11 protein-coding genes and 1 tRNA gene are annotated in these 14,910 nt (G+C 30.6%); 1 reads left to right on the forward strand and 11 read right to left on the reverse strand.

Annotation, left to right across the window (positions count from 1 at the left end; translation table 11 throughout):
* Nucleotides 1-123: 123 nt before the first annotated feature.
* Genes lptC through CW733_RS10035 form a run of 4 tightly spaced genes read right to left on the reverse strand, consistent with a single transcriptional unit; the run spans nt 124 to nt 4,072 of the window.
* Nucleotides 124-678 carry an LPS export ABC transporter periplasmic protein LptC gene (gene lptC, locus CW733_RS10020; protein ID WP_100997054.1) on the reverse strand — a complete coding sequence of 185 codons (555 nt, stop codon included), beginning with the start codon at nt 676-678 and terminating at the stop codon, nt 124-126.
* Nucleotides 678-2,009, reverse strand: coding sequence for a hypothetical protein (locus tag CW733_RS10025; RefSeq protein ID WP_100997055.1), 1,332 nt, complete (start codon nt 2,007-2,009; stop codon nt 678-680). Before CW733_RS10025 ends, lptC begins: the two co-directional genes overlap by 1 nt.
* A gap of 18 nt (nt 2,010-2,027) precedes the next feature.
* Nucleotides 2,028-3,344: a hypothetical protein gene (locus CW733_RS10030; protein ID WP_100997056.1), complete on the reverse strand. Its 1,317-nt coding sequence runs from the start codon at nt 3,342-3,344 to the stop codon at nt 2,028-2,030.
* A complete protein-coding gene (locus tag CW733_RS10035) occupies nt 3,344-4,072 on the reverse strand; it encodes a type III pantothenate kinase (protein ID WP_100997057.1) in 729 nt (242 codons plus the stop codon). The genes CW733_RS10030 and CW733_RS10035 overlap by 1 nt, the downstream gene beginning before the upstream one ends.
* Before the next feature lie 191 nt (nt 4,073-4,263).
* On the opposite strand from CW733_RS10035, the gene CW733_RS10040 reads away from it, so the two are divergent.
* Nucleotides 4,264-4,339 (forward strand) — tRNA-Phe (locus CW733_RS10040).
* 282 nt (nt 4,340-4,621) lie between these two features.
* Here CW733_RS10040 and CW733_RS10045 read toward each other — a convergent pair.
* The 7 genes from CW733_RS10045 to CW733_RS16630 form a co-directional block, all read right to left on the reverse strand.
* Nucleotides 4,622-5,089, reverse strand: a complete 468-nt coding sequence (locus CW733_RS10045; RefSeq protein WP_100997058.1) for a response regulator — start codon at nt 5,087-5,089, stop codon at nt 4,622-4,624.
* Between the two features lie 14 nt (nt 5,090-5,103).
* Entirely contained in the window at nt 5,104-6,942 is a 1,839-nt protein-coding gene (locus CW733_RS10050; RefSeq protein ID WP_100997059.1) for a PAS domain S-box protein, read from the reverse strand.
* Nucleotides 6,929-7,354 carry a hypothetical protein gene (locus CW733_RS10055; protein ID WP_100997060.1) on the reverse strand — a complete coding sequence of 142 codons (426 nt, stop codon included), beginning with the start codon at nt 7,352-7,354 and terminating at the stop codon, nt 6,929-6,931. The genes CW733_RS10050 and CW733_RS10055 overlap by 14 nt, the downstream gene beginning before the upstream one ends.
* Complete coding sequence (locus CW733_RS10060; RefSeq protein WP_100997061.1) at nt 7,344-7,766, reverse strand: hypothetical protein; 423 nt, start codon at nt 7,764-7,766, stop codon at nt 7,344-7,346. The genes CW733_RS10055 and CW733_RS10060 overlap by 11 nt, the downstream gene beginning before the upstream one ends.
* Nucleotides 7,767-8,490: 724 nt before the next feature.
* On the reverse strand, nt 8,491-9,102 hold the full coding sequence (locus CW733_RS10065) for a hypothetical protein (protein ID WP_157811566.1): 612 nt from the start codon (nt 9,100-9,102) through the stop codon (nt 8,491-8,493).
* Nucleotides 9,103-9,288: 186 nt separating this feature from the next.
* The gene (locus CW733_RS10070; protein ID WP_100997063.1) at nt 9,289-9,474 is read right to left on the reverse strand and encodes a hypothetical protein; all 186 of its coding nucleotides are present in this window, start codon (nt 9,472-9,474) and stop codon (nt 9,289-9,291) included.
* A gap of 551 nt (nt 9,475-10,025) precedes the next feature.
* Nucleotides 10,026-14,909 (reverse strand): PAS domain S-box protein, encoded by a 4,884-nt coding sequence (locus CW733_RS16630; RefSeq protein WP_232730347.1) that lies wholly within the window; start codon nt 14,907-14,909, stop codon nt 10,026-10,028.
* Nucleotide 14,910 lies beyond the last annotated feature (1 nt).

Here is a 14,910-nt window from a genome sequence, read left to right on the forward strand (position 1 = left end):
AGTAATCCTTTTGTTGAAGAACAAGCGTAATTAACATGTTACGTTCGTTTCAAAATATAGTTAATTTGTTATAGTAAAGATATATAAAATTTTGAAGTGTGCTATAATTAATATAGCCTTGTATTATTCGCTAACAGCAAAAAGACCACTTACTTCTATTACTTCGGCTTTTGTAAAATCACGATCAGAATCGAAACCTCTCCCTTTTGTTAGGTAATCTTTAGATTTGTACCTTACAGGTAAGTTGGTAAACAGCCATTCTTTTTTTTGATCGAAAAACAATTGGTCTGCATATAAACTATCGCCTTCGTGAGTAGAAACGATAACGTTACCTTGAAGATCTATAACATCTGTCTCGCTATAAATAATAGCGTAGTCTGATATTATGGTTGTACGCTGTTTTTGCTCATCGAAGATATGTAATGTTACACCTTCTGGAAATTCTGAATAGCCAAATTTTCTGTTTTCGAAATCTCTTAATTTTGGGCTAATTAAATTAGCTACCACACGACCAGAATCGGTACGTATTACATTAATATTTACACCAACACCTTGAGGCTCGTTTTCGCTAATACCAATTTTATTAACCTCTTGAAAGTTGTTAGTACAAGAAAAAAACAAAGTCATAGCTAATGCTATGACTCCGTTTTTTAAAATATGTATTTTATTTATTTTCATTAGATAGTTGGTGCCGTAACACTTCTACCTATCCAACATCCTATTTTAATTGTTTTTCCAGACATACCTGCTGAGAAAATTTCTGTTTTAGATGGCGCTAATGCTCTATATTTTGAAGCTGTTGAGCTACTTGCTTTTGCAGCTTCATTTGCAGCTAACCAGAAGATAGCTCTTTTCTCGAAGTTACTACTTCCACAACTTTTTACACTTGCAGCATACATAGCAGCAATTTGTAAGTGAGGTTTAGTATCTGCAGGGTTTAATTGCACAGCTTTATTAAAGTAAGTTCTTGCTTGACCATAACTTCCTTTTCCTTTAAATTCTAAAGCTAAATTATAATTAAGTTTTGCTAATTTTAATGGATCTGTTTCTAATCTAAATATTTCATCTAAATACTTTTGTTCTCCAGTTATTCCATAAAGGTAACGTGCAACATCAGCATTTGGTGCTAAAGAATACTTTTGTTTTACAACTTTTACAAACATTGGGTCTGTTTTACAACCTTTAGCATATAGCTTATTCATTGCTCTTTGTAACCAAATACCATCGTTTTTGTTTGCCTCGTAATCTCTTTGATAGATTGGAATTAAGACAGAACAGTTTGCTCTTTCTCCTAATTCTGTTTCTAAGCTTCCTGTAATTTTATCGAAAGCAGATAATGTTTGCGTATAGAATTTTTTGTACTTAGCATCTTTACTAGATAAGCCTTCTCCTTTTGCAATGTATTCGTTTAATTTTATTGAGTTTTTTCCAACTTCAATTTCAATTTTATCAACTACATCATCATATTTATTAAAAAGCTCTTGAGGTGTTTTACTTCCTTTATCGTACATGCTTACCATCATTTTAAAGTAAACATATAAACCTTTTGGGCTTTTAAAATTTGCTAAATCTGACTTATAAATAGCATCAAACTCATTATAAATTTGCTCATCATTTAAACCTAATAATATTCTATTATCATATCTAAGTTCTGTTTTCTTTGCTTCAAATTTTCCTTTAGGAGACTTTTTAGCATAGTTTGCCATTCTAGAATCCCATAACGTAGTTAATTCATTTATGTATTCTACTTTTTTAGCATCTGTAGTTGCAGCATCTAATAAGCCTTCAAACATATCTTCTCCATATTTATAAAGACCAGATAGGTTAAATTTTGGGCAATCTTTTATTGCTTTATTATAGTAAGGCACTGCCTCAGTATATTTTTTAGCTTTTACAGTCTCAGCCAATAACGACATGTTTATTGTACAATCTTCATTGCTAGTTTGAGCAAAATTTGCATTGAGCCCTAAAAACAGGATGGCAATTATTAATGTGATGTTAGTTTTCATAATCTTAGTGTTTTGTTATTAGTTGTATTTTCTTTTTTCAAACCATCTATCGTTTAACGATAGACTGAGTTTAAACTTTAGAAAGTTCTCTTGAATTAAGTTGGCATTTGTTGTGCCACGTTTACCTATTTCAAAACCTAAATTGGCATTCGAGAATGGATTCTTATTTGTTCCAACTGGTAAACCTACTCCAAAAGATATGCCAAACTCTTTAATAGACTCATTTTGCACTTGTAAACCTGTGTTCTCAAAGCGTAATCCAGCCCTGTAAACAACACGACTCCAGTAACTTGTGAACGAATTATACTTTGGGATATAAAATCCTCCCATAGATAGCGTTGAGGCGTCTACAAAAGTGGTTCCTGTGTTTGTATATAATGTATTAGAAAATTCGCTAGCATTTTGTGTTGTGTATTCTACTCCTGCAAACCATTTTCTTGGCGCTCCAATTCCTGCTCCAAAAGATAATCTAGAAGGTAATTTTACACTTGTTTTATTTAAACCATTTGCAGCTAAATCTGCATCGATAGTAGTTACTACAAATTCTGCTCCTGTACTACTATTTATTGTTATGTTAGAAAAAGAACGTTCGTTATTAGAATTAATATCGCTTGAAGGTGAATAAGTTAAAGCAGATTGTAATTCTAGCTTATCTGTAATCATCTTTTGGTAATGTAATCCAATATTAATATTAAGCCCACTTAAGTCTGATCTGTTTTCCTCTCGTGATTGTGTTTGTAATGGCTCATTCTCATTATTATAGTTAAATTCTATAGTACTGTTCTGAATGTTTCCAAAATTGTAATTAGCATCTATTCCTGCACTTAAACCATCTGTAATTTGATATCCAAAAGAAAGAAATGCTTTATTTAAACCACCTTCTCCTCTAAAACGTGTATCAACATTTCCTGCAGCATTACTTGTCTCTAACCTGTAGCCTACTGCTGTGTAAGGCAATAAACCAAATCCTACACCAAGTTTCCCTAACGGAATAGACAGCGCTAAGTAATCGAAAGTTGAAGACTTAACACGGTCTTCACTAGAGTTGGTTTTTAATTTTGTAGATGTATGGCTACCACCAACTGTAAACTTTACAGGACGACTTTCATTATTAAAGGTCTCGATATTAGAACCTCCATAAGTCGCTGGGTTTCTAAAATTTACATGAATACTATCTTTATAAATACTCAATCCTCCCATACTAGCATTCTCCACAGAACCTTTAAACTTTAAAGTTCCTATTCCATAAAAAGAATATGGAGAAGCTGTTGTTTCCTGAGCGTAACTTTGAATTGCAAACAATGCAATAAAAACTAATACAAGTTTTTTTATCATTAGTGTTGGTTATATTGTAAAATAAAATTCAATCCTTCTAAAAGGAAATTTGAATTCGCAAATATGCTACTTTTTAATTGTTTAGACAACATTTTAGTGTCTCCTCCTGTTAAAATTACTGTTAAATCTTGATATTCTTCTTTATACTGACTTATACAACCATCAATTTCGTTTAAAACACCATTTACAACTCCAGAGTGCATAGAAGTTGCTGTTGCATCTCCTATAAAATATTTTGGAACCTCTGTTTCTAACAATGGCAAATTTGCTGTTTGATTATGCATTGCTTTGTAACGCATACGAATGCCTGGAGAAATTGCACCACCAAGATACTCGTTTTTAGTGTTTATAAAATCGAAAGTAATGCACGTTCCTGCATCTATAATAAGCACATTATTATCTGGAAATTGTTGTACAGAAGCACAAACCAATGCAATACGGTCTATTCCTAAAGTTTTAGGTGTACTATATAAATTTTTAAAAGGCAATTTAGATTTATGTGTTAATATTTGAAGTTTAAATTCATTTTTCAAGAACTCTAAGGCTTCATCATCTAATTTACCAACCGATGAAACTATAGCAGACTTAACACTTTTGTTGTCTTTTTGAAGCTTTCTAATTTCAATTATACATTTTTTAGTTTCTACACGCGCTTTCTCAATTAGCTTATTTTTTTTAAAAATAGCGAGTTTGGTATACGTATTACCGACATCAATAATTAAATTCATATAATAATTTGAAAAACAAATCTACAAAATTGAAGTTGTATTTTCTACTGTAATCTATTGATATTATGGTGTCTGAATTGGACTTTTGCGCTTTTAAAAAAATAATATTAAAATTGTTTTGAAATTTTACAACATTTCTTTTGCAAGTATCAAAATTGAGACTATATTTGCACTCGCAATTTATTGCTACTGGTGCCTTAGCTCAGTTGGTAGAGCAAAGGACTGAAAATCCTTGTGTCCCTGGTTCGATTCCTGGAGGCACCACCACTAAAAACCCGATTCATCTGAATCGGGTTTTTTGGTTTTATATAAGTATTTAAAAATAAGTAGGTAAAGCATAACAACTATCTATTTCAACCAATATTGTTAGTAATTAACACCTCTCTTTATCCACCTCAAACAGGCTGTTTTTTTATTTTTAACTATGGCACTCTCAATAAATTCACAATTATTTTAGATTTAGGGATCACTATTATCCAACCAAACTAAGTGAACTATTGCCTATATCAAGATATCGTCGTTAATAATCTACATGTAAAATCTATTAGTCTATTCTACTAGTTTTACTTTTCTTTTTAAATTAACATCATCTGCTTGATAATCAAACATTTTAAGATATGGTCTATATCTAACTATTACTTTATTAAGACTAGTAGCTGTAAGCGGTTTATTAATAAAGCCAGCACAATACTTATTCTCTTGAGTCTTTTTAATATCCTGAGAGTTAGTTGATGAGGATAACACATGTATTTTAATATCTTTTTTATCTACATTACTAAGCTTACTAAATTCTTTTAAAAATTGAAACCCATCCATCTCTGGCATATTTATATCTAAAAAAATAACATCGGGAACAAATATTTTTTGACATGTTTTACCTCCTGACTTTTTTAGAAAATTTATAGCAGAACTTCCACTTGCGAATATTTCAATATTACAATCTGAATTAACCTTTTCAATAATTTTCTGACTTACAAACAAGTCAATCTTACTATCGTCAATTATCATTATGTCCATACTTTAAATTTTATTTAGATATTATTAGGCAAAACAATTTCAAAAATAGAGCCGCTATTAACATAACTTTCAACTGTTACTACTCCTTTTAAATTATCTACTATGTTTTTAACGATATAAAGCCCTAAACCGTGACCTGGCACATTGTACTTATTAGCCCTGTAGTACAAATCGAAGATCTTATTAATCTTCGTTTTACATATTCCAACACCATTATCCTCTACGGTTATTACCACCTTTTCTTCAAAAGTTTTTACCGTTATATTTACATAAGACTTAAAGTTTCCATTTGGCGCTACAGAGTATTTTATGGCATTATAAATTAAATTTTGAAGAATAGAGTTTATCATTTCTTGACTAGAATAAAACCCAAAAGCATCTACGACATTAATATTTACTTTTATATTACCCAATTTGTTTTCACAGCGCAACGACATCAATATGTCATCTATAGCGCTAGAAAAATTAATTTTTTTAAACTCACTTTTATTAACCGAAATACTAGAGGCTTGAGAAAGATTTTCTGACAATTCCTTTCCATTTTTTATAACGGAATCTAACATACCTGTTAAAAACACTACTTTATCATTGACTCTCTCTTCTTTAAGCAGATTAACAAGTCCTTCTGCTGAAGAAAAAGGAGACTTAAGATCATGAGCAGAGCGATACAAAAACAACTCAAGGTCTTTAGTTTTCTGTTTTAACCTGTTCTGCAAAGCTTTACGCTCTGTTATATCGAACATCATGGCACAATAAAAATCATCCTCGTTTACACTACCACTACTTAGGGCAAATTCTACCGGAAATACTTCACCGCTTTTACGCAAGCAACACATTTCTATAATGTCTACATTTTCTTTCTTTTTAATCTTACTAACAGACCTTAACAACTCGTTAATATTTCTGAATTTTTTAGACACTAAAACGGTTAGTGATCTACCAATTATTTCTTCTTCTGTATAACCAAAAGCAGCCTCAGCTCCTTTATTCCATGCCGTAATATTCCCTTTACCGTCTGCTACGACAATAACGCCAACATTAATAGATTGATATATTGATCTAAATTTAGCTTCACTATCTCTAAGATTATTACTAAGGCCTTTAAATTTGGTTATCTCATAAAGAGCGATCGTTGCAGAAAGAACCTCTCCCATCTTTCTAGAATTAGGAGAAATTACTACGGAATAAAACACTTTTCTTCCCTGAGCATCATAATCAAATAACTCAAACTGATGTGTTAATTTATCGACAAAAACTTTATCTATATTCTCTTTAAAGGACTCAAAAGTTGTAGGAATAAAATAATCATATATATAGGTGTTAATTAACTCACCAATTTCTTTATTACAAAAACTCTTATTCGCATTCAAAATCTTACCATGCTTAGAAATAGTAAACACTTGTAAAGGCATCGCTTCTAAAAAATCCTTATTTACTAATTCAGTTTTTAAAAGCTCAGTGTTTTTTTTATAATACTTAGTAACATCTTTATAAATTGATAGATATTTTAGCGTTTTCTCTCCTTCATTTACTATTGGAATAATTGTAGTATCTAACCAAAACTCCTTCCCAGTAGTAGAGAAGTCTGCTAAAATCCCATTCCACTTATTTCTCTTTTTTATTGTTCTCCATAAATTTTTATATATTTTTCCAGTATGGAGCGGAGATTTTAATAATTCGTGTGTTTCACCAATAATCCTATTAGCATCACATTCTAAAATCTTACAAAAGTTATCATTAGCAAATTCTATTCTACCCAATGAATCTGTTACTGAAACTATAGCGCTTTCAACAACATGATCTAGCATATTATTATTGAGCACATTAGATAAGTTATATTTAATCGCTTCCATAAAATTTGTTTTTAGTTTCTATGCAATACTTTTTTGCGGCTTCCATGTCACTAAACACACAAAAAGGAGTTATAGGTTCGTAAATTCTTTTATAAGAAGTTATTACTAGTTTTATTCCAATAGAATTGAGAACAAATGCTTCAGAAATTCTTAGCTTAACTAATATTGGCGAAGTAGCCAATAAATTTGATATTTCACGAGTAAAAACGCCTTGAAAATCTCTTGAATCAACTAGAAAAGGCATAGGCTCTCCGTTACATAGTTTATCTATTACTTTTATAAATAGCTTTACTGTATCTAACTCAAATTTATAATTAGCATTTTCATTTCTAAACTGACAGTAAAGAACACCATTGTCTGTCCAAAATTTAGAAAACCCAATCTCAATCATGTTTCCCCTATTAATGGTCATAGCTTAAAGAATTAAAGAGTGCATAATTATGATTACTATATTTTATTGCTAAATCAGATTCCATAAAAATTAAATTAGGCACATTAGTATCACGAAACATTAAATAAAATGAAAGAATAATTTTTCGTTTTTGGCTTTCAATTAAAAACACTTTTGATAAGACCGTCTTTTCAAGTTTAGAGCTATTTGATAACAACTTGAATAGTTTTACCAAAACCAAACTTTTAAGCCCTCTTAAATCAAATATCACAGGCAAATAAGTTCCATTAGACAATATGGAAATAGCTTCGTAAAATATATCTTCAAAACCATCATGAAAATAATTTTTATCAAAATCATTATAAAACTTACAATAAATAATGTTTTGGTCTACCCAAAACTTAATATTGTTTATTTGTATTTCGTTTTTCATTATTATCACTTTTAGAAATCAACTCCAATAGAGGTGCCGCAATGTGTTTTAAAACAAAAAAATATTTTAAACCGCCTATTTAAAAGGCTTAACAATGATTACGTATAATTACAGCAATACTATATTGTACGATATACCGCGAAATCTATTTAATACAAACATAGGAATCAACGGATTACCGTTAGTTTTACAGGGCTCTTAAAAGTTCTAGATTAACACGACATTCTAAAGGCTAAGCTTGGCAAATACCACCTTATAACTTTAATTAAAATCAACATCTAGTATTCAACGAATCAATTTTGGAGACCAAAACCATTTTAGGTGGTTAGAATTAATTGAAACGCCTAAAGAAAACAAGACTACACATTAGTAAATACGATTAACTAAATCATTAAAAACAATCGGCTTAACGTATTAAACCATCTGATTTTCAGTACTTATGGCAGTTGAATTTTTTGTTTTTTTTTTAACAGTCAAAATATCTCTTAAATAGTACTAAACAGAAAGCGCCTCTATTGACACTTATTAAGTATTAATAATTTATTTTATATTAAGGTTTAAAGAAAAAACAGTTATTGAAGAAAAAGGCAAAAAAAAAAAAAAAAAAACCTACTAGTTTTTGCTCCCAAATTTCAAGATAATCATTTGGCTCTAACTCCACGGTTGCAGAAATTGAATTACTAATAATATCTTCTAAGAGATTAACTCTCATTAATATATTAGTTTAAGTTAATGTAGTTGTTCCGTTTTTTCCTATAAAAAACGCATAGTAGTCACCTAAATTAACGTTACTCGTAACAGACAATGAAGCACTTGCTTGGAATGTTTTCGTTTTCTTCCCTAAATATGTTATTCTATTATCTTGTGGTGAGGACACCCTAAGTAAATTTACAGAAAGATTATATGGGCTTCCGGATAAAACTGATTGTACAAAACCTGTTGTAATAGTTCCATCATAATAAATATGACCTGTTGCAACCTCATCTGAATCTATAGGTATTCTAGGATAATCTACTGTCCATGTATTATTAAAACTACATCCTGCAAACGAGCCAGTAGTGTACTTTTTAACATACTGTGTACTAGTTCCTCTAAAACTAACATTTGAAAATACTTCGTTTTCCTCTACAGGATTGCTACTAACATCTAATCCAATGGTAGAGCCGTTTACTTCAGAGAAACCACCTTGTTTTTCAAGATTAGTAAATGTTTCGTAAGTTCCTAAGTTATTAGGAAACCATCCCATATTACTCAATAATAAATCTGTATCATTATTATATGTTATCCCTGTTATATTTCCTGAAAACTGAACAATACTTAAAAAAAAACAATCCAAATCCATCGATAGTACCTACTGATAGAAAATTTGCGACAATAGAATCTCTAAACAGCAAATTTTATGCATCACTTCCGGTCATATTAAAAATAGTTTCTCATGGCGCAGTAATTGTTATTCCATTTATACTACCTCCAAAAAGCTCCAACAAACATTGTTTATCCAGATTTTAATAAAACATCTTCATTAGTGTCTAACCCTAATGTAGACATTATTTAAATCTATTGAGTACACCAAAGTAATTATCCCATTTATTACATATAAGGTATTTACTGTTAATAAAGACTCACTACCTCCTCCAGTTACAAGCTCATCACTTAAATCTGCAACAAATTTAATTAGCTTATGATTATTTCGTTTTTCTACAGCCATTCTTCCCCAACCACTTGAATCGTAAAAAAAAAGCTACTTTCTGTCATATCGTACGCCAACAAACCACCTGCAAGACTTGTTATTGCTGATTTTTGAGCCGTAGTCATCCTTGGCGCTAACACTCCTTTATCTGTTGAACTAATATCTAAAATTGAAGAAAGCTCAGAACCAGAAGTGCAAACTCCTACTTGAGAGAATGCACAATAATTAAAACAAATAACTGTAACTAATAAAAGCGTTTTTAAATGAGGTTTTAAATTTTAAAAAATTAAGCAGGTTAAGATTGTTTGCAATTTTGGTTTATTATTAATGGTTTTAAAAGCCTAAAACAGAACTATTATCGCGTGTTAACTTCATGCTTACTAGTAATATTATTTTAAAAATGTATTCCAATACAAATACCAAAAACTCATTTACAAACAAAAAAAATCACAAAACACTAATTGCTAGATATTTGTGATTTAAATACAATTTTATTGAACACTATGAAATATCGACGTACCGCATTTTTAAAGACGAACTACTATAATTAGTGGTATTACATTAATTTATTACGCTTTTGTTATCTCTAATTTAGTAATTCTATCTCTCAATGTACTGGGCTTTAAATTTAGTATTATTGCCGCTCCTTTGGGACCACTAATTTTCCAATTGCATTGCTCTAGAATCTGTATTATATGATTACGCTGCACAGAATCTAAGGACAAATCTTTTTTACTAATTGACTTAGATTTTTGCGTAGAAGACTCAAAACCTGGAATTAACAAAGTATCGCTAGTCGATACTATTGAGGCGCGTTCTATTAAATTTTCTAATTCTCTAATATTTCCTGGCCAATTATATGCTTTTAACTTACTCATAGCATCATCTGGAATATACTTAATACTTTTTCCATAAGCTTTATTAAATTTATCTACAAAATGCTCAACCAATAAAGGAATATCGTCTTTTCGCTTTCTTAAAGGCGGCACTTCTATAGGAAACACATTAAGTCTAAAATATAAATCTTCTCTAAACTGTTTCTTTTCTACCTCTGCTTTAAGATCTCTGTTTGTTGCCGCAATTACTCTAACATCTAATTTTTTTAACCCAGTAGTACCACCAACAACTTCAATTTCTCCTTCTTGTAAGAATCTTAATATTTTGGGTTGCATATCTAGTGGCAACTCACCTATTTCATCTAAAAACAAAGTACCTCCATCTGCTAACTCAAATTTTCCTATTTTATCATTAATCGCTCCTGTAAAGGATCCCTTTTTATGACCAAACAACTCACTTTCAATTAACTCTCGAGGTATAGCTGAGCAATTAACTTTAATTAATGGTTTTTTATTACGTAAACTTGTATTATGTACTGCTCTAGCTAAAAGCTCTTTTCCTGTGCCAGATTCTCCTAACAACAGAACTGTTGCTGTTGTTGGTGCGACTTTTTCAACCTCTGATAGCACATTACTAAACTCTATACTACCATATACCATCTCTTCATAGTTAAAAACTAAATCTAACTCATTTCTTAGATACATGTTTTCTTGCTCTAATTGGTTTCTTAATACGTTTAACTCTTTATTAGCTTCTGTTAATTTCTGATTAGCAATTGAAGTTTTATTTTCAGCTACTTTTCGTTCTGTACTCTCAACCATTAACGATACTATACTTGCAATAGAAGTTGAAAACGCTTGATCCTCGACAGACCAATCTCTTAAATCGTCACCAACATGCTCGAAGCAAACTATACCATAATGCCCGTTTGCACTATTAATAACAACATCCATAAGGGATTTAATATTATTTGGGATTAAATACTCTTTTGCTAACCGTTTTGTAATACTATCTTTTTCTGCATTAGAGACTAGAACTGCTTGTTTACTTTCTAGAGCTTGAAAATACTTTGGGTTCTCAATCTGTTTTAAAACACCACCAATTTCGTACTTCTTGTTTTTTAGCAAATATAATTTCTCGCAATACAACTCGCTCTTATCCTTGTTAAAACTCCAAATACTAACTCTTTCTACATCTAAAGTTTTAGCAGCTAGATGCGTTATCTTATTAAATGTTATATTAATATTTTCACCAACAAGGTTAGCTAATTCTAAAATAACATCTTTCTTTTCTTTAGATTTAGCAGCATTGTTCTCTAAAATTCTTTTTGCTTTTTCTTCTTCGGATATGTCTTTCACGGTCGCAAATATTGCTATAACCTCTCCATTATCATCTTTTATATTTCCTGCTAAAAACGAGGCCATAAATTGCTCTCCATTTTTTCTTGTAAATTCAAATTGAAATGATGGAGCTTCACCTTTAGATACTTTTGTCTCAATTCCTTGCATTTCACTAAGATCCTCTGCTTTAGCAAATGGATACGGCAACTCAAGACCAATTAGTTCTTTTTCTGAATAGCCTAAAATTTCACATAAAGAATCGTTTACTTTTATAATTCTTCCAGACATATCAAGCATAAGCATCCCTTCTTGCATAGATTCAATAAGCTTGTCATTAAATTCTTTTGCAAGTTTTAAGTCTATTTCTGCTTTTTTACGCTCGGTAATATCTTGAATAGTAGCAAAATTTGCGGTTTTTACACCATTCTCATCATATATACTTGAAACTAAAACATGCACAGGAAAACGATTCCCGTTTTTATGCATGTAAGTGTTTTCATAATCTTTTTTATTTTTATTTTGCATTAATAAGTTATAACGCTCATTATTCTCTTTTTTTAATTCTGGAGGAGAAAATGGATATGGACGTCTAATACCTATTAATTCTTTTTCTGAAAAACCTGTCATTTCACAAAATGATGGGTTTGCACTAATTATTTCTGAATCTAAATTTATAGCAAATAAACCCTCGCTCATTGACTTTAAAATACTTGATGAGAACTTATTAGCTATTATTAAATCTAATTCTGCTTTTTTACGTTCAGTAATATCTTGAATAATCCCTATAAAATTTACAGCTACTCCATTAGCATAAATAATTTCTCCTAAACCATGTACCCAAATTTCTTCTTTGGTATCTTCCTTTAAAACTCTATACTCTTTATTAAATCTAATCTTATTTGTAATACCATCCATCAAGCAACTTAGCACCTCCTCTCTTTCATTTGCATGAATAAGACTACTCCAACCTTTAATCGATTTTTCGAACGATTCATTTATGCCAAAAATTTTATCTAACACTTCAGTGCCCTGCCAAGTCATTGTATTCAAGTCTAATATATAAGACCCAATATTAGCAACTACTTGAGATTGCTTTAAACTGTATTCGCTCTCCTGAAGTTCTATTTCTACTTTTTTACGACTTGTAATATCTTGTATTGTACCAATTAATTTTATTGGATTTTCTTCACTGTCAAAAATCAGTTCTCCAATACCATGCACCCACACCTCCTCTTTAGTATCCAGCTTTATAACCCTGTATTCTTTATTAAATTTTTTATTCTTTATAATACAGTTTTCAAAATAACCTAGTAACTCTGCTCTTTCTTCTGGATGAATACGGTTATTCCAACTTTCAACTGTTTTTACATACGACTCATTTATACCCAAAATACCATCTAATACCACAGAACCCTCCCAAGTCATTGTATTCAAGTCCACCTCATAAGACCCTATATTAGCAACTACTTGAGATTGCCTTAATCTGTATTCGCTTTCTAAAAGTTTAATTTCTGATTGTTTTCGATCGGTAATATCCTGTATAGTACCAATCATTTTTACAGAGTTCCCTTCGGTATCAAAAAGCAACTCTCCTAAACCATGGACCCAAATTTCCTCATTAGTCTTTAGTTTTAAAACTCTATATTCCTTGTTAAATTTTCTATGGTTTACTACACAATATTCAAAATAACTTAGCACTCCTTCTCTGTCGTCTGGATGCATACGTGCACCCCAATTTCCTATCGTCTTTAAATAAGATTGATCATTTTTATCAATACCAAAAATATTAAATAACACAACAGAACCTTCCCAAGTCATGGTACTTATATCTATAACATAAGACCCGATGTTACCAACTATTTGAGACTGCCTTAAATTATATTCACTTTCTAAAAGTTTTATTTCTGCTTTTTTACGCTCTGTTATATCTCTGGAAATAGCAACTATCTTACCATCCTTTCGTAATTTTGAAGATATTTCTACATCTATAACAGATTTATCTTTGCATTTGAACCGCCTGGCAGAAATTATAGACTCTCCATTAAGTATTTTTTTAAGATTATCCGGATTTTGAATAAGATCACCAGTATTAAAATCTTGAATTTTTAATTTTAAAAACTCTTTTTTAGTATAGCCTAAATTTCTATAAGCTGCTTTATTAAAATCATATATTGTGCCATCTAATGAATAGGATACTATAGAATCACTTGCTTGATCTATTAAGGATTTATAGGACTCATCTTTCTTTTTAATTTCTGCAAGTATTCGATATCTTTCTATTGCAATATTAGCCAAACTTACAGCAAAATCAAGTTCTTGAATATCATCTAAAGTAGGCGTATTTACAGACTTACTATAAATTGAAAAAGTCCCTAAAACAGCATTGTCCTTCGATAAAATGGGTATAGACCAACACGACTTTAAACCATGACTTAAGGCTAAGTCTTTATGTTTAACCCACAACTTATCTATACTTATATCTTTAACTATTACAGGTTTTTTAGTATACGCCGATGTAGGACATGAGCCTGTATTATTTTCGATAGCTAATTCTTCTAAGGCCAAATTGTATGATTTTGGCAATGATGGTGCAGATGCCAAAAGGAGAAACTTACCTTCCTCGTCCACTAAGCTAATAGAACCAAAATAATTTGGGTGTACAGACTCGTAGTTTAATAGTAATTGCTTAAAAACCTTCTTTAAAGGTGTGTTTACAGCAATTAAATCTAATATCTCGTTTTTATTAATTAATAATTGCTCTGCTCTTTTACGCTCTACAACCTCTTTACCCAAGTCTAAACTCTTCTTTTCTAGTTTATTAACAAGCCTTTCGCTGTAAAGCTTTAAAACTTCGCCTTCAGAGATTCTTATTTTTTTATTATATTTTGGCTTAGTTCTTACTGTTTTTAAAATATCCTTTACAGTAGTAAGCAACTCGTCATGCTCTATTGGTTTTCTTAAAAACTTTGCTGCTCCTAATTTTAACGCAAAATCTTCATCTAATTTTTCAATATAATTTGAGGTATAAAAAACAAATGGTATTCTTTTAAATAGGTTTTCCTTTTTACATGCTTGACAAAACAGATACCCATCCATTACAGGCATTAAAATATCTGAAATAATAAGATCTACATTATTATTCTCATACAACCTTTTTAGCCCCTCACTACCATCGCCTGCCTCAATAATATTAAAACCTGCTTCTTCAAGTATTACTCTAAGTAGGTATAAGTTCTCGAAAGTATCGTCTACTATTAAAATAGTTTTATTAGTCATT

The organism is Lacinutrix sp. Bg11-31 (assembly GCF_002831665.1).
Classification (GTDB): domain Bacteria; phylum Bacteroidota; class Bacteroidia; order Flavobacteriales; family Flavobacteriaceae; genus Lacinutrix.

Coding starts and splice junctions, on each gene's coding strand:
- lptC (WP_100997054.1), bottom strand. CDS start 678: ATGAAAATAAATAAAATACATATTTTAAAAAACGGAGTCATAGCATTA.
- CW733_RS10025 (WP_100997055.1), bottom strand. CDS start 2,009: ATGAAAACTAACATCACATTAATAATTGCCATCCTGTTTTTAGGGCTC.
- CW733_RS10030 (WP_100997056.1), bottom strand. CDS start 3,344: ATGATAAAAAAACTTGTATTAGTTTTTATTGCATTGTTTGCAATTCAA.
- CW733_RS10035 (WP_100997057.1), bottom strand. CDS start 4,072: ATGAATTTAATTATTGATGTCGGTAATACGTATACCAAACTCGCTATT.
- CW733_RS10045 (WP_100997058.1), bottom strand. CDS start 5,089: ATGGACATAATGATAATTGACGATAGTAAGATTGACTTGTTTGTAAGT.
- CW733_RS10050 (WP_100997059.1), bottom strand. CDS start 6,942: ATGGAAGCGATTAAATATAACTTATCTAATGTGCTCAATAATAATATG.
- CW733_RS10055 (WP_100997060.1), bottom strand. CDS start 7,354: ATGACCATTAATAGGGGAAACATGATTGAGATTGGGTTTTCTAAATTT.
- CW733_RS10060 (WP_100997061.1), bottom strand. CDS start 7,766: ATGAAAAACGAAATACAAATAAACAATATTAAGTTTTGGGTAGACCAA.
- CW733_RS10070 (WP_100997063.1), bottom strand. CDS start 9,474: ATGGCTGTAGAAAAACGAAATAATCATAAGCTAATTAAATTTGTTGCA.
- CW733_RS16630 (WP_232730347.1), bottom strand. CDS start 14,909: ATGACTAATAAAACTATTTTAATAGTAGACGATACTTTCGAGAACTTA.